This is a genomic window from Vibrio sp. TAP-3B (genome assembly GCF_057784735.1).
In genome coordinates, this window is the sequence record NZ_CM173496.1 from 279,932 (window position 1) to 296,149 (window position 16,218).

Annotated in this window: 12 protein-coding genes and 2 pseudogenes; 6 read left to right on the plus strand and 8 right to left on the minus strand. The window is 41.3% G+C overall.

Annotated features, from left to right (window positions below; all coding sequences use genetic code 11):
* Window positions 1-115 precede the first annotated feature (115 nt).
* On the minus strand, window positions 116-772 hold the full coding sequence (locus tag AC3D28_RS15745; RefSeq protein WP_488536625.1) for an inovirus Gp2 family protein: 657 nt from the start codon (window positions 770-772) through the stop codon (window positions 116-118).
* A 425-nt stretch (window positions 773-1,197) separates the two neighbouring features.
* Between AC3D28_RS15745 and AC3D28_RS15750 the strand changes: the two genes are divergently transcribed.
* On the plus strand, window positions 1,198-2,181 hold the full coding sequence (locus AC3D28_RS15750) for a hypothetical protein (RefSeq protein ID WP_488536626.1): 984 nt from the start codon (window positions 1,198-1,200) through the stop codon (window positions 2,179-2,181).
* Window positions 2,182-2,541: 360 nt separating this feature from the next.
* Here AC3D28_RS15750 and AC3D28_RS15755 read toward each other — a convergent pair.
* From AC3D28_RS15755 to AC3D28_RS15770, 4 genes and pseudogenes are all read right to left on the minus strand, one after another.
* A pseudogene (locus tag AC3D28_RS15755) lies at window positions 2,542-2,729 on the minus strand (IS3 family transposase); the annotation flags it as partial.
* A gap of 12 nt (window positions 2,730-2,741) precedes the next feature.
* Entirely contained in the window at window positions 2,742-3,233 is a 492-nt protein-coding gene (locus tag AC3D28_RS15760; RefSeq protein WP_488536627.1) for a transposase, read from the minus strand.
* Complete coding sequence (locus AC3D28_RS15765) at window positions 3,125-3,784, minus strand: IS110 family transposase (protein ID WP_488536628.1); 660 nt, start codon at window positions 3,782-3,784, stop codon at window positions 3,125-3,127. The genes AC3D28_RS15760 and AC3D28_RS15765 overlap by 109 nt, the downstream gene beginning before the upstream one ends.
* Window positions 3,785-3,974: 190 nt before the next feature.
* A pseudogene (locus AC3D28_RS15770) lies at window positions 3,975-4,911 on the minus strand (IS3 family transposase); the annotation flags it as partial.
* Window positions 4,912-5,189: 278 nt separating this feature from the next.
* Between AC3D28_RS15770 and ylqF the strand changes: the two are divergent.
* Together ylqF and cqsA are read left to right on the plus strand one after the other, a co-directional pair.
* Window positions 5,190-6,134, plus strand: a complete 945-nt coding sequence (ylqF, locus tag AC3D28_RS15775; protein ID WP_488536629.1) for a ribosome biogenesis GTPase YlqF — start codon at window positions 5,190-5,192, stop codon at window positions 6,132-6,134.
* Window positions 6,135-6,517: 383 nt separating this feature from the next.
* Entirely contained in the window at window positions 6,518-7,699 is a 1,182-nt protein-coding gene (cqsA, locus tag AC3D28_RS15780) for an alpha-hydroxyketone-type quorum-sensing autoinducer synthase (protein ID WP_098414099.1), read from the plus strand.
* A gap of 101 nt (window positions 7,700-7,800) precedes the next feature.
* Here the strand turns inward: cqsA and AC3D28_RS15785 are convergent, their stop codons facing one another.
* Both AC3D28_RS15785 and AC3D28_RS15790 read right to left on the minus strand, forming a co-directional pair.
* Window positions 7,801-9,846, minus strand: a complete 2,046-nt coding sequence (locus AC3D28_RS15785; protein WP_098414100.1) for a response regulator — start codon at window positions 9,844-9,846, stop codon at window positions 7,801-7,803.
* Window positions 9,847-10,252: 406 nt separating this feature from the next.
* Window positions 10,253-10,801 (minus strand): GNAT family N-acetyltransferase, encoded by a 549-nt coding sequence (locus AC3D28_RS15790; RefSeq protein ID WP_488536630.1) that lies wholly within the window; start codon window positions 10,799-10,801, stop codon window positions 10,253-10,255.
* Between the two features lie 270 nt (window positions 10,802-11,071).
* Between AC3D28_RS15790 and AC3D28_RS15795 the strand changes: the two genes are divergently transcribed.
* Together AC3D28_RS15795 and dcuC are read left to right on the plus strand one after the other, a co-directional pair.
* Window positions 11,072-12,196: an acyl-CoA desaturase gene (locus AC3D28_RS15795; RefSeq protein WP_098414102.1), complete on the plus strand. Its 1,125-nt coding sequence runs from the start codon at window positions 11,072-11,074 to the stop codon at window positions 12,194-12,196.
* A 354-nt stretch (window positions 12,197-12,550) separates the two neighbouring features.
* Window positions 12,551-13,918 carry an anaerobic C4-dicarboxylate transporter DcuC gene (dcuC, locus tag AC3D28_RS15800; RefSeq protein ID WP_488536631.1) on the plus strand — a complete coding sequence of 456 codons (1,368 nt, stop codon included), beginning with the start codon at window positions 12,551-12,553 and terminating at the stop codon, window positions 13,916-13,918.
* A 132-nt stretch (window positions 13,919-14,050) separates the two neighbouring features.
* Here the strand turns inward: dcuC and AC3D28_RS15805 are convergent, their stop codons facing one another.
* Entirely contained in the window at window positions 14,051-14,407 is a 357-nt protein-coding gene (locus AC3D28_RS15805; protein WP_488536632.1) for an NADH:ubiquinone oxidoreductase, read from the minus strand.
* Window positions 14,408-14,978: 571 nt separating this feature from the next.
* Between AC3D28_RS15805 and AC3D28_RS15810 the strand changes: the two genes are divergently transcribed.
* Window positions 14,979-16,211, plus strand: a complete 1,233-nt coding sequence (locus AC3D28_RS15810; RefSeq protein ID WP_098414105.1) for an L-lactate MFS transporter — start codon at window positions 14,979-14,981, stop codon at window positions 16,209-16,211.
* Window positions 16,212-16,218 lie beyond the last annotated feature (7 nt).

Genomic DNA, 16,218 nt, shown 5'->3' on the forward strand with positions numbered 1-16,218 from the left:
GCAGATTGAACCTAAGAGGCCATAACGCTCTTCCAGTTATCTCTACACTTATAATCAATCTACAGAGCAATCACATTTCGAAATACTAAACAGATGTGCACATTAATATTCGCTATCATCCCTGGCTAGTTCCAAAGCAACGTTTTCCTTCGCCATAATGCTTCGTTCTGTTTTTGGCAAAATAACTGAGTCTTGTAAAGAGGACCTGGTATTTATTCTCGAAGTCATATTTATTTTGGTCTAAGTAATGCGTACCTTTATAAACAAGTTGAACCAGCCTGTCTATATTATCAACATACTCTCCTAGTGCACTATTCCATGCATCCATAATGAGTCTTGCCAAACTCTCTTCATTATCTTTATAACCGCACTGCCAATATCTATCTTTATTAAAAAATAGGATAAGATGATAGTGGTCATTTGTAGATTTATTCCTTTCCTTACACCACACATATCGTAGTTGACATGGATATACCCTTTTCCCACTCACTTTCATTCTCTTTTCTTGCGCTTTTATTTTTGCCTTCAAGGATTCAAAGAATCGTTTAATGATATTTTTTTGATTAAATGTATTGTTCAAAAACTCATCTCTGCGAAGTATGTCTTTTTCACTATCAGAAACAGGAAGTCTCAAATCCAGTCTTAACGCATAAACTCTCTTATAGTCTTTTAATACTTTAGACATGGTCAATATAATCCGATCTAGATAGTGTGTATTGAGTTCACTGACCGGATAGATAACCTCTAAACCTTTGTAAGTATAAGTCATCATTCATTCTCTTCGGTATTCATCCAAAGATATGAATCACTGTGTTATTTAATACATGATATTTAAGGAGAACATACTAATTCTACTAAGGTAGTAGTGTATAGGATATGAGTACTTCGTTAAGTATGTATATTAACCATACCAACATCCTCTTATCTCTATATTCATTCGACAACGTCCCTATGCGTAGCAATGCCGAATGATTCTCCCGTAGAAGTTTACTCCGAAGTTAGAGAACATCTATTCTGGAAAAGTCGATTTCCTAACGTCACAGGAAACCTATATATTAAAGAAAACGCGCCATTTATATTGGTAGCATATTGATAAAAAAATGTGGTAAAACATAGGCAAAGATTGCTATAAAACAGCAACAACTCACCAAAATACCGCATGCGATATTTTTCATAGTTAACAATAGAGGATAAGTTATGCTACGAGGTGCAGAAAAAATAAAAGCCGAACACATAAGTTCATTCATCGACACCTTAAACATTAGTAAAATACGATATTTTGTTTTGTATTCAAAAGAAAGTAATGCTCTGAATCTAAATGGAGGAGTCTATAATGCGGTAAGGGAGATATTAGGAGAGGATTCATACCTTCCAGTAGACACAGATGGATGTAAGCTTGACAACTTATTAGATGAGGAAAATATAAGAGATTACAAATCAAAAATATTCGATGCATTGTTTGAAAGTTCAAACTTTAGTAAAATCACTGGTGATTTTAACGCATTCTATGAAAATCAAAAATTATCTTCAAAGTTTATCCATAAGTTTTCAATAAAAAAACCTCATTTAGAAGATGAAGCTAGACTGATCTATTGGCTTTGGGGTTACATAAAAAAAGAAAACCAAGAATTCTTTCACTCTTCCCCAACATTATTAGACAAATATAATGACATCATAAGTTACTTATCAGTAATAGATCACTCTCCAGGTTTTGCAATAAAGGAAGTAGAGAAAATCTATTTAATGTATAAAAATAATTTAAATGAAAAAACTGAGGCAATAAAATTTTTAAACAAAGAAAGAAAAAACACTGAGTTCTTGGAATTTAAGAGTGATTTTGTTATAAATGAACTATTTAAAATGGAATTAGAACAAATATCCGACATATTACATGTATTCTCAAATGAAATAAATAATAGATATTATATATGCATAGCTATATTTGATCTAATACACGATGATTTTTTAAGAGAAAATTTAATTTATAGATTAAGTCGTAAATGGTCAGATAAAAAACATAGAGAAAAAATGAAAGAGAAAAACATCATAAAAAAGCAAATCTCTCTAAATAAGGAAATATCTGAAAAGTTATTGAAAATTGAAGACAAATATAGATGTAACAGTAGTGAGACGATAGCTAGACTTATTGAAAATGAATATCATCATTTATTTGATCACTAAGTAAAAAATCAGCAACTGGAAACAATACCATAAAGCATTAGTCAACCGAGGCTAGGTAACCTTTTGAGTTTATGAGGCCGTAACACAAAGTTGGAACTGTAAACAGCACCATGGGAAACTAGAAAGATTCTTTACGTTTATCTGTGGTGCCATAGCGGCGGTACCAATGATTAAAGTTATTTCAAATGCAGCCTTCAAAGCTTCCCTGAGTCGATATTTGCCCTCTTGGATTCAAGTACGAAGTGCGACACCTCTGAACATAAAAACAGTAAGGTGCGATAATCATGAAGTATGCTCCCGCCAAGAAGTAAAAACATGAAATATTCGCACTGATCTGCTCCAGCTAGACTAGACACTTCATTAAGCGACATTTTGTTGTTCAAAGTTAACTGGGCTTAGATACTAAGAGCACTGTGCCTTCTCGTCCGATTATAATCAACCTCTATGTACTCGAAGACTGTTTGGCGCATCTCATCTCTGGTCATGATCGGTTCGTATTGAATGGCTTCCACTTTCATCGAATGGAAGAAGCTCTCAACACAAGCATTGACGCTCCTATGTCAAGCCAGTTTAGCTAAATCTTTTAGGATTAGCGGAAATAGCTCTCTCGCTATATAGCGCTTTAAGTTGCGAGTTATTTCTTTGGTTGATAATCCTTCAGCCGTTCTCCGTATAACATAGTCTTTCGTTCTGGGATCACTACGCATTCTTACCATCGCTACCGTCCAGAGAGCGTTATTTGCACTCCGACAGCCTCCTCGATTCAATCTATGACGAGTTGTTTTACCCGAAGATGCAGGAATCGGATTAACTCCACATAATGCAGCAAACGATGACTCCTTCCTTAATCGATTTGCGTTGTCTCCAGCTGCAACCAGAAGTGTAGCTGCTACATTTGCACCAACACCAAACCTTGATACAAGGCTTTGAGCTGTGTTTAAGGTTAGCTTTTTAACACCTTTTCGAGCGCTTTTATTTGTTCGTTTAGGAAGCTCCACCGCTGTGCCAGTAATACAAGAGAGATCATTAACGGTTCGCTGCTGTTTGAACATCGAGTTAAGCATGCCGTTGCGCACGATCCTGGTTTTGGAAGATAAAGGGATTGTTTTAGCTCGTCTGGGCCTGATACAAGAAGTGCTCGAATTTGATTCATTGCCTGAGTTCTTGCTTTGACAGCACTGTTGCGAGTCACGAGTAGGCTTCGCAGTGATTCAACGGGCCCTGTATGGCTTTTAGGAATAACTTTAGCCTCACCAGATAATACGCTTCTAGCCGCATTCTCTGAATCCAAACCGTCTGTTGTTTTGCCTTTTAGGCGTCTCTCCATCCGATTTGGCCGCATAACTTCATATACGTCAATACCGTTTTTGATCAGAAACTTTGTCAGTTCAGCGCCATAGCTGCCCGTACCTTCTATTCCTGATTTTTGAAGGAACCCATAAGATTTACACCATGCCAAGAGTTCACGATAACCTGAAAGATTAGCACTAAATGCTTTACTCTTAACAACTTGACCAAGCTCATTGATAAGTGTTGCAACATGAAGCTCTAGATGAGTATCTACGCCGAGATACAATTTATAGCGGGGATCGTCACTGTTCATCTAAACACTCTCCTGTGTGAATCGCCCAGCAGGACGGGACACTGGAGGTGCAGTACAAAGCTCCTATTAGGTCACAACTGAGTCGATAGAATTAAACAGACTCTTTGAACGACAGGTCAACACAAAGACATTTCAGTCAATCCCAGCACGGGTCAGTACAAACAGTCTGTATTTATATTCTAATCCCAGTGTCCCAGCAGTTGACTTTCCTACTCATACTTTGTTTTAGATTATAAGCTGTTATGCGGTCTCGATAATCTTTCGAGCAATACTGGCTACCACGATCACTATGAACAATAACTTCCTCTGAAAACCCCGACGGAACAGAGCCATTGATAATTCATCGCAGACCAGTGTTGCCGTCATCCTCGTATCCACCGATTACTTGTCGGAGTAAAGGTCAATGATCACTGCCAAATTCAGCCAGCCTTCGTTTGTGGCAAGATATGTGATATCTCCCGCCCATTTCTGATTCGGGGCCGTTGCATTAAAGTTCTGAGCTACAGGCATCTTATGCTTGCTGTCCGTTGTACACTTAAACTTGCGTGCCGCTTTCGGCGTTAAATCCTGACGCTTCATACTAGCTGCAATGGTTTTAACATTATGGCAATCACCGTTCTCAGCCAGTTCTTTCTGGATGCGTCTTGAACCATCTCGACCTTTACTGTTGTCAAAAGCGTCTTTGACCTTTGTATCAAGCTCTTGCCGAGTTATCTCGCACTGGATGCCCTTGTGGCGATGCTGAATCCAATAATAAAACCCACTTCGAGAAACCCTGAACACCTTAGCCATGCGGACAACACTGAAGCACAGCAAGTGTTCGAGCATAAATTCATAGCCATCTACTTTAGATTTTTCGCGAAGTAGGTGGCGGCCTTTTTTACGATATCTAGCTCTTCTGCTTGTTCTGCCAACTGCCTTTTGAGCTTGGCTACTTCAGCGGCTAGCTCTTGTTCTCGCTGACTGGTTGTGGTGTCTTTCTTTACAGCCTTACGCCAACCGTAGATCTGAGACTCATGTAAGGAGAGCTGTCTTGCTGCCGCGGCGACTCCCACTTTCTCAGCTAGCTTCAGAGCTTCGGCTTTAAATTCAGGAGAATGGATAATACGTTTCTTGTTGTTTGTCATGGTTCACCTCGTTAGTGATTGTACTCACTTAACTCAGTGTCCAAAACTGCTGGTGCGGATTAGTTCTCTGAAAAGCTATTTTCATTAGTTCAAATTTGACGAAAGTTACTTCGTATATATCCAGCACTTTTTAAGTGTTAAAATGATGAGATCAATGCTGCTGTGGCTACAGGTTGCCGGTGTTTTACCTTTGGGCCCCCCAAATCTAATTTAATCACTTGGTACCCCACCTGATACCCCACCAGCTTAACCATAAAACTAAAAGGTATATTTTTCATATGGTTAACAATAATATTCAATGGTTTCCGGGCCACATGCACAAAGCACGTAAAGAGATCGAAGAAGCGATTCCACAAGTGGATGTGATCATCGAAGTACTGGATGCTCGTATTCCTTTCAGTAGTGAAAACCCTTTGATTTCTCAAATTCGTGGCGATAAGCCTGTCGTTAAAGTGTTGAATAAGCGAGACTTAGCCGACCCAGAATTAACCCAACTCTGGATTGAACACTTAGAGCAAGAGCAAAACGTGAAAGCGATGGCGATCACCACTTCCGAGCCTCAAGAAGTTCATCGCATTATGGAACTTTGCCGAAAGCTCGCCCCACACCGTGAAGAAGTTGGTAAAAACATTCGCACCATGATCATGGGTATACCAAATGTGGGTAAATCCACGATCATCAATACGCTAGCGGGCCGAACCATTGCCGTAACCGGCAACCAGCCTGCTGTAACGCGTCGCCAGCAACGCATCAACCTACAAAACGGCATTGTACTGTCTGATACTCCAGGGATTTTGTGGCCAAAAGTGGAAAATCCACATAGTGGTTTCCGTCTCGCGGCGACCGGCGCAGTAAAAGATACTGCGATGGAGTATGACGAGGTTGCGTTCTACACCATTGAGTATCTCGCCGCTCACTATGCTGACAAACTCAAAGAACGTTACCAAATCGAAGAGCTACCAGAATCCGATATAGAGATCATGGAAGAAATTGGTCGCCGCCGCGGCGCATTGCGCTCAGGTGGACGTGTTGACCTACACAAAGTATCGGAGATTTTGTTACACGAGCTTCGACAAGGCACTCTGGGGCAAATCACACTAGAACGCCCAGAAATGATTACTCAAGAGTTGATTGAAGTTGAAATTGAAGCCGCTCGTAAAGAAGAAGAAAAAGCAAAACGCAAAGAAGACCGCCGCAAGCGATACCTTCGTAACAAGCGATAAACTAACGCTGTTACATTAAAATCGAACCACGGCAATGTATACTGGCTTCATCTTTGTGGTAATTTTGAATACTAAGGCGCGATTTTCGCGTCTTTTTTTCGCTCTCTCAAACTCAAATCTCCCCCCTTTTCAAACCGAATACTACTCATGACTCCATTGTGCATAAAACAAAGAAAGCACCTGAAACTCAACGTTGTTATTTAAATAACAACGCGTGTAGAGCCCGGCCCCTTAAGGAATTACAGCCCACATCCAACCCTCAAATTCTGAGTTTGCAAGGCCTCGCAAACTTGTGCAACTAGGTTAGTGCAACTCTCCTCAAAATCCGCAATATGAATATTCGTCAGCGCTGGCGTTTTTTCCATATGACGAAGAGATTTATTATGAGTGAAGCAACACAAACAAAACCACTTCCTTCCTTTATCGAAGAACGCCTAGATTTTCATATTCAAGATCTAATCGAACCAAATGAGAACCAAAAGCACCTTGTTCTTGGCAAACGTCCGCCCTGTAATGCCGTTGTAATGCAGAGCAACGACTACCTTGCACTATCACACAATAAAGAGATTCAAAATGCACATCGCAATGCCATTATTCAGCACGATGATAACGTAGTAATGTCTGCGATTTTCTTGCAAGATGATGAGTCAAAGCCGGAGTTTGAAACTCAACTTGCACGCTTCGTTGGCATGCCAAGCTGCTTACTTTCACAATCCGGCTGGGCAGCTAATGTCGGCTTGCTACAGACCATTTGTGCACCAAACATCCCGGTATACATTGACTTCTTCGCGCATATGTCTTTGTGGGAAGGTGCACGTATTGCGGGGGCGCAAATTCATCCTTTCATGCACAACAATACAAACCATTTACGAAAACAGATTAAGCGCCATGGCGCTGGTGTGATTGTCGTGGATTCGGTTTACAGCACCATCGGAACACTGGCTCCTTTACGTGATATTTGCGAAATAGCACAAGAGCTTGACTGCGGTTTAGTCGTGGATGAATCGCACTCTTTAGGTACGCACGGCCCACAAGGTGCAGGGCTGCTGAAATCACTCAACTTAACCCACATGGTGGACTTTGTTACCGTCAGTCTCGCGAAGACTTTTGCTTATCGTGCAGGTGCGATTTTAGGTCCAGAAAAATTAGCCAAGACACTTCCATTTATCGCGTATCCAGCGATTTTCAGCTCAACGGTACTACCTCAAGAAATCGTTCGTTTAGAAAAAACTCTAGACGTTATTAAAAAAGCCGATGATAAACGAAAGGTTCTGTTTAAACGTGCTAAAGCGCTGACCATTGGGTTAAAACGAATTGGATTCACCATCCGTAGTGAGTCTCAAATTGTCGCGCTGGAATGCGGGAATGAAAGAAATACTGAGCGAGTTCGTGACTTTCTAGAAGAAAAAGACGTGTTTGGCGCCGTTTTCTGTCGCCCAGCCACAGGCAAAAACAAAAATATCATTCGCTTTTCGATAAATGCCGATATGACCGAAGCGGATGTCGAACACGTACTGACCGTATGCCAACAAGCGTTTGTTCATCCTGACCTTGAGTTTGTTTGATTCATAGTCGGTGTTAACACGTAAATAAATAAGAGCTCAGGTATTTGCTGAGCTCTTATACCGCGCTAAATAACGGCAGGATAAATATGATGTAGCAACACTTAAATCCAGTTTGCAATCTTATCAAATAAACGATTTTTATCCGCAGGTTTAACAATAAAATCAGACATGCCAGAAGTCCCTATTTTATCTAATGTTACCTGTGAACTATCCCCGGTATGAGCGATAATTGGTATCGACGCATAATGCTTGCCTGAACTTCGGATCCGTTTTGATGCTTCAACACCATCCATAATTGGCATTTCTATATCCATCAGAATTAAGTCAATATTCTCTTGTTCTAATGTATCAAGCGCCTGCTGTCCATCTTCTCTCTGAACAACCTCAAAACCCTGCTTTTCGAGTAACAACGCGGTAAACTTACGAAGAGATTCATTATCATCCACAACCATAATGGTACGTTTGTTTGATGCGTCTAATGGCACTAACAACGTTGGCGTCGAGACATAATTTGAATTATACAGCAGGCGATCAATGGCAAGCTTAGTATTGAGCAGCCAAGCTTGAGTCTCCATCCAAATTGGTTCATAAGCCGCTTTACGAGCCCTTTGAACCGGGTGCTGTTGAAAGAGGTAGACAATACGAGCTTCAGTAAAAGATAAGAGAGACTCGATACGGTCCAAATGGTTTGCTCTCGCGTCTAAACTCTCTAAATCTATAAAAATCAGATCAAATTCGAACTCATACTCTTTCTTTTTGAGCATCTGGTTCAGATCTAAAATTGTCAGTTCAAATCCCATAAACCGGCTGGTATCTGTCATTTTTGACACGATAACATTTTGATTTGTAACAGTAAGAATGGTCTTGAATTTAGTCAGTTCATTTTTTATTTCCGTCACCACTTCTGAATGAATTGAAGGAAACGTCAAAGTAAACTGAGACCATTCGCCCTGCTGAGATTGGCATTCAATATTACCACCAAAAGAGCGCATTACTTTTTTACAAAATGGCAAACCGAGCCCATAGCTGCCTGATTTTCCGGTGGTGTAAAAGTCATGGAAAATACTACGCAATACAGCTGGCTCAATGCCCGCACCATTATCTGTCACAACAATTTGATTCGAACGTTTGTTACCGTTCATGGATACATGAATGTGAAACTCTTCAGAAGTACGATGATGAAAAGCGTTCTTGAAAAGGTTGTACATGACGTATTTCAACAGTGTATCGCTACCGAAGAAATCAAACTCATTTCTCGCATCAAGAGAGATGGAGGAACGATCTGTCGCGCGTTTGTAGCTAAAACTCTCTATCGCCTTTTCAACCACGGCTTGCGCCGAGTGTTTTTTAAAAGTCGAGCGAGATACGCGGTTTTCATCAATGGAAGTTAGCAGTAAATCTATGGTCTCATTTCCGGACTGGATGATTTTCATGGCATCTTCGCTGACTTCACGCAACAACGTAACGTCTTCCCAACTCATTTGGTACGGTTCTTTCTCTAACGCTTTCTTATTCGGCAAAATAGACTGGATGACATCAATCGAGGTGCAAAGACCACTCAGGGGGTTACGCATCTCATGGGCAATGCCGGCACCAAATGATTTAGCGAGTGAAACTTTCGCTTCATGCTCCACTTGGTTTCTAAAATAGAATAAATTGCCAAACACATAGATGAAAAAAAAGATGGGGACATGCGTCCAATCCATGGTTAAGTCAAGGTAAAACCCTTTCGAAACCCAAGCGAAAAACGTCGCCAGCCCAACCCCTACAAAAGTCTGAGCAAACATAACTCTAGTGACATGAACCAAAAGAATATGAAGAAAAATAGCAGACATGAATGACATCACCCAAACATTGGACCAATCATTCATCAGAAGCATATAGAAGAAAAAAAACGGTAAACAAGCCGTAATAGCAACTTGGTAATAAAGGTGGATATACTGTCGCCATCTTGCCGACAGACGGTTTCTCACAATGATCCCAAAGAACAATAACGAGCAAAACAATCTTAACGGCAAATTTTCATAAGCCTGTGGGAAGATAAACTCCCAAACAACATAGTAAAATGGAAAGCCAAGAAATCCCATCCAACCGACGAGCGTCAGGTTTGGTTCGGCATACTGGTAAACCTTACGTATCGCATCCATATTATTTATCTTGCCTACTCCACCTTAATGCTACAACCGTGTGATTTGCATTCATTCTTAGCATTTTATTATCTAGTAATGATGTCTTACTTACCCTCATGATCAGCGCGAAACTCATCAAATAATTCACGGTGCTTACCTTTTATTTCAACTATTTATGATTGATTAAATCGTTTAGGACTTACAATAATCTAGCATAGTTGCATATGCTTAGTGTCATTTTGCGAGTATCGCGTCGCATAAGAAAGCAGCGATGGGAGGTTACTCTCATTTGGCTTTGGAAGTGCTTACCTTCTAGCAGATTTAAAAATCTTTAGCTATAAGTTCAACTTGGCAAATGTATTCATTTGGCACAAAAAAGAGCAACGTTTACGCTGCTCTTGTCGTATTCACTCAATTCGATTGTCTACGAGTAAATAACGTTTTCTTCTATACCACTCACGAGCGATTGCGCATTTTTCCAGCGAAACACTTTTTCCAAGACTTCTGTTCCGCCAGGCGCGAGCCAAGTACGCTCTTGACACTCTTGGCCACCGATGCGTCGATAGAATTCGACAGCAGACATATTTTTCGACACGACTTCTAAGTATAGGCCGGTGTCCTGAAAGTACTGTTGTTGCCACTCTGCCACAGCAAGTAACAGTTGCTTTCCGATACCACGGCTACGATAGCTATCATCGACATGCAGCGCATCAATAAACGTCCCACGCTCAAAATCATGATTGCCAAACACACAAACCACCCCAATTAAAAGGTCGCCTTCTTCTGCAAGAACAATATGTTGATTGAACGGTGGATTGGTTAGGCGGGTTTGCCAAATCAGTAACTTATCACCAACCGCCTCGGTATCTAGATAGTTATCACTTAGGATACCTCGATAATGACGTTTCCAACTATCCGCATGTAGATGCGCAATACGCTCATAATCCTTATATTCCGCTAATCGTAAATCCATTACGTATTCCTATTTTCTTACATTTTTGCTGGTTTATAGATTCTCGGCATATTTCACTCTTATAAACCTTATTTATTGGCAGACTTTATACGCTTTACGCCAGAGATCATTTTTTAATACTACTCATTATTCAATTAAAAGCAAAATCTCCCATTAAGATTACCGATTCACTTCAATAAGAATTATCACATTTGTCTAACTTTAATTTGACTTACAACTGTACGCTGATATTCTAGCGTACAGTTGTAAGCCCAAAGTTAGGAACACATTGTGACTCCAAATAAACCACCTCTTATCTGGCTGAATGTATTGGTTTTTTCTGCCAGCTTCATTCTTGCACTCATCGTAACCCCTTGGTATGCCTATCATTACAGCTTGGGTTGGGAACACTTAGTCTGGGGCGTTATCGCCTTTAGTTTCACCAATCTATCGATTACTGCGGGGTATCATCGTCTCTGGAGTCACAAAACTTACGAAGCTCATCCAATGCTTCGTTATCTATTCGCGATTGGTGGGGCATTTTCACTGCAAAATAGTGCCTTACACTGGTCTTCGGATCATCGAGTACACCATAAGCATGTCGATAACAATCAGAAAGATCCCTATTCGGCTAAACGAGGCTTTTGGTATTCACATATAGGCTGGATGTTGCGTGACCACAACAACTCAAAAGAAAACGAATACACTAACTGCCGTGATCTTAAACGTGACAAAGTCGTAATGTGGCAACATAAATACTATGTGCCGCTCGCACTCGTAACGAACATCGGCTTTCCCGTCGCTCTTGGCTTTATATATGGTGATATCTGGGGAATGCTGTTAGTGGTTGGGGCCGCTCGCTTGTTTTTGAGTCACCATACAACTTTCTTCATAAACTCTCTGGCACATGTTTGGGGTAAACAGACTTTCACAGATAAGAACACGGCGCGAGACAACGGAATTTTAGCGTTTTTTACTTTTGGTGAGGGCTACCATAATTTCCACCACATTTTTGAGAATGATTATCGCAACGGCGTGTATTGGTGGCATTATGATCCTACAAAATGGTTAATCAAACTGTGCTCTTGGTTAGGGCTGGCCTGTAATCTCCGAACAACTCCTACGTTTAGAATCGAAAAAGCGCGTGCAGCGCAGCTGTTGAAAAAAGCAAAAGAGAAACTGGAGCGAAAACCAAATACTCAAACGATCCTCGATCAGCTTCAGCAAGAGTTTGATGCCTTGGTACATCACATGCAGGAGTATTATGAAGTGCGCAAAGAAGTATTAGGAGAAAAAACCGCAAGTGTGGTTAAAAGGTACGAATGTTCGATAACAAAATTGAAGTATCAACAGATAAAAACAGAGTTTGAACGACAACAACGCAGTTGGAACCTCATGATCCGCCGATACGCCTAGAACCAGATATTACCCAAAGATCCCGCTCCGCTTCGGTGGAGCTTTTTGTTTGACAAAGCGGTTCCTCCTCTTTCTTAACCGAATGAACACTTTTCCTTATTTTGAATAAATCTGCTTATTATTTACTCAAAATCGACTCGTATTTTCCTTCCATTAAACTGAATAAAACCAGCACATAACACTTACAAAACCAAATTCCAACAATACAATCTAACGAATTTTATTATTAAATCATTATTTGTCTTAGATCATGCTTGCCCTATATTTACCTCGTGCCACAGATGATAATTCTGTAAATTCCATGTCATAAACTGAAATCGTTTCTTTCTTTTTTTCATAACATCTGGAGCCCCTATGTTAGAACTCTTAATTGGCTTAGTAGTCACCATTGCGGTTGGTTATTTCATTGTCAAAGGCTATAAAGCGACTGGCGTGCTTTTGACTGCTGGTATTGGTTTGCTGCTTATGACGGGAGTGTTGGGACACGATATTCTGCCATCGAAAGTGGCCTCTACTGGTAATATGGTGACGGACTCGTTGGAATATGTGAAATATATGCTTCAATACCGAGGCGGCGGCTTGGGTATGCAGATCATGTTATTGTGTGGCTTCGCTTCTTACATGACTCATATTGGCGCCAACAATGTCGTGGTCAAACAGTTCTCTAAACCGCTGTCTGTTATCAAGTCTCCTTATGTCCTTTTGGTAGCGGCTTACATTGTGGCCTGTTTGATGTCTCTCGCAGTAAGTTCTGCGACGGGTCTTGGCGTTCTATTGATGGCGACGCTATTTCCAATGATGGTCGCGATGGGCATTTCTCGCCCAGCAGCAGTGGCAGTATGTGCATCTCCAGCAGCGATAATTCTCTCTCCAACATCCGGTGACGTGGTCATTGCGGCAGAAAAGTCTGGGCTTGCTCTTGACGTTTTTGCAGTACAAACCGTTTTACCCGTTTCTATTTCTGCGATCATAGTGATGGCGGTCGCAGCTTTCTTCTGGAACAAATACCTCGATAAAAAAGAAAATACACCAATGGAAAAAATCGACGTGTCAGAAATAAAAGCAGATGCCCCTGCGTTTTATGCCGCACTGCCATTTTTACCGATCATCGGTGTGTTCTTATTCAATGGCCGCACCATTCCTGGCCTAAGCCTAGATATCTATACGATCGTTGTAGGCTCAATATTTATTGGGGCGCTTATCCACTATGTGGTGAATAAATTTGATGGTAGAAAATCACTGGAAGACTTAGATTCATGCTATGCGGGTATGGCAGAAGCCTTTAAAGGCGTGGTCATGCTGTTGGTTGCAGCAGGCGTTTTCGCACAAGGTTTGATGTCAATCGGCGCTATTGATAACCTGCTTCACTTGGCAGACAATGCAGGCGCTGGCGGTATTGCATTGATGCTAATTCTTACAGCGTTAACCGTAGCAGCGGCTATCGCTACGGGCTCTGGTAATGCGCCATTCTACGCATTTGTTGAACTTGCGCCTTCTTTGGCCGCTAAAATGGGCCTTAACCCAGCGTTCTTAATCATTCCAATGCTTCAAGCATCCAACCTAGGCCGTACCATATCTCCTGTATCTGGTGTAATCGTGGCGACTTCTGGTATGGCAAAAATCAGCCCGTTTGAAGTCGTTAAGCGTACATCCGTTCCTGTGCTAGCCGGTCTTATCACTGTGATCATTGGTACTGTGATTCTTGTTCCGATGAGCGCATAGTCACCTCATTGTTAACTTCAAGCATCTGACTTCCTTGAAAGTTTCATGAGTATCTAAACGCCTGAACTTAGTGGCTATAAAGAAAAACGCCAGCATGAATGCTGGCGTTTTTTCTTTTGGGTTTTATTTGGCTTATGCCGACTTGAATTGCTCTGGAATCGATGTAATACGATCACGGTAGCTAAACCACAAATAAGTTACCACTAAGGAAAAAAACAAGTAAGAAAGCGCAAAAATGATTGGCGAAGTGATCAACTCAGCTGACATGCCCCACATCACACCAACGATGGTAATCGATAATTTAGATAACATGCCGCACATTAACAAGAACAAAGCAAGTTGAGGAAAACGCGAGCTACGAAACGTAAAGAAGTAACAGCTACCTACTGCTAACGAAGCAATAAATAGACCTAACATAAAGGAATGGATGTGCTCTGCAGATGCAACACCAGCAGAAACAGAAGCCATGAGTAATAGGAACAATTTCATCAGTCACCTCATAACAAATTTTGAAAGTATCCATTCATAAATGAAAACTCATTTTTCACTTCATTTTGCTCATCTGATTGACAATTACAAGCACATTCACCACTCACTTTGCGTACAAACCATTCACTTTAGACTAGCCATTACAAAAAGGTAACAAATCTAATTTTCTTGTCCCTTCACATCCGGCACTTACATGCAAGTTCAACTACCCAACTCATTTTGCTACAAAAAATTAACACCTCAATATTTTAAAACTTTTTATATAAAATGTGAGCATGCATCTAACTGCACTGACTTCGCTGTTTGTATTTCGTTTTTTAGGATCAGAAATAAAGAACATTACTTTGAGTTAGCATCTTATCTACATTTTAAACCATACCGTTACAACCACTTTAAATATTTCAAATTATTTTTATCCGTCGCGGTAAAAAGAGATTCCAATCACATATTTATTGGTTATAATCCGCGCCAATTACGTTATGCGTTGAAAAGTGCAAACTAATTTTGAGAAAACGTATCTTTAAACCAAACCTCTTTGCCTTTGAGCCAAGAGGCAACACTGAGAATAAAAATGAGCAAGATTGATAAAGCAATGCGCATCCTGCTTGCAGGGTTCTGCATCAACCTTTGTCTTGGCATCCTGTATGCTTGGAGTGTATTCAATAAGGCATTGGTAACTGAATCAGGCTGGAGTGCTGCAGAAGCTTCTGCACCTTACGCAACTGCAACCATCACTTTCTCTGTCTGTCTTCTTGTTGCAGGTATTCTTCAAGACCGTATGGGTCCACGTTTGATTCTTATCCTAGGCACGGTTTTAACAGGCTTAGGCATGATCGCGTCAGGCTTTGTTAACACACCAATGATGCTAAACATCACGTTTGGTGTAATGACGGGAGCAGGTATCGGTTTTGGTTACGCATGTCTATCACCTTCTGCAATGAAGTGGTTCCATACATCTAAGAAAGGCATGGTTAACGGCATCATCGCGGCTGGTTTTGGCCTAGCCGCTATCTATCTAGCCCCCGTGACGTCTTCGCTAATCGATAGCATGGGCATCCAGTCCAGTTTTATGGTTCTTGGTGTAGGTATCCTTGCGATTGCCGTACCTTTAGCAGCAACCATCAATAACCCACCAGCCGATTACACGCCAGCAGAACCTAAAGTAAAAGAAGGTCAAGCACCTAAAGCGTTGAAAAAATCTGACGATCTCACTTGGAAAGCAATGCTGAAAACGCCTCAGTTCTACTCGTTGTGGATCATGTACGCGTTTGCTGCCTCTGTAGGCCTAATGATCATCGGTAACATCACAACAATCGCTAGCGTTCAAGCTAATTTGCCAAACGCGGTTTACTTAGCGTCTATCCTTGCTGTATTCAACTCAGGCGGCCGTGTGGCGGCAGGTATGCTTGCAGACAAGATCGGCGGTGTTCGTACACTGCTCCTCGCTTTTGTTCTACAAGGCGTAAACATGGTGCTGTTCGCAACATTCGATTCGGAGTTCACGTTGATCATCGGTACAGCAATCGCAGCCGTTGGTTATGGCACACTTCTCGCGGTATTCCCGACTCTGACGGCTGAGTTCTACGGTCTGAAAAACTATGGAACTAACTATGGCGTGCTTTATACGGCATGGGGTATCGGTGGCGCAATCGGCGCCGCAGTGGTTGGTTTTTCAATGACGAGCGGCGAGGGTTATACCCTAGCTTACACTGTTTCAGCAGTTATGATGGCAGTATGTATCGTACTGGCTTTCGTCACTAAACCACTGACCGAAACGAAACTCGCACAGCTGAAAAACGCATAATTGCGAA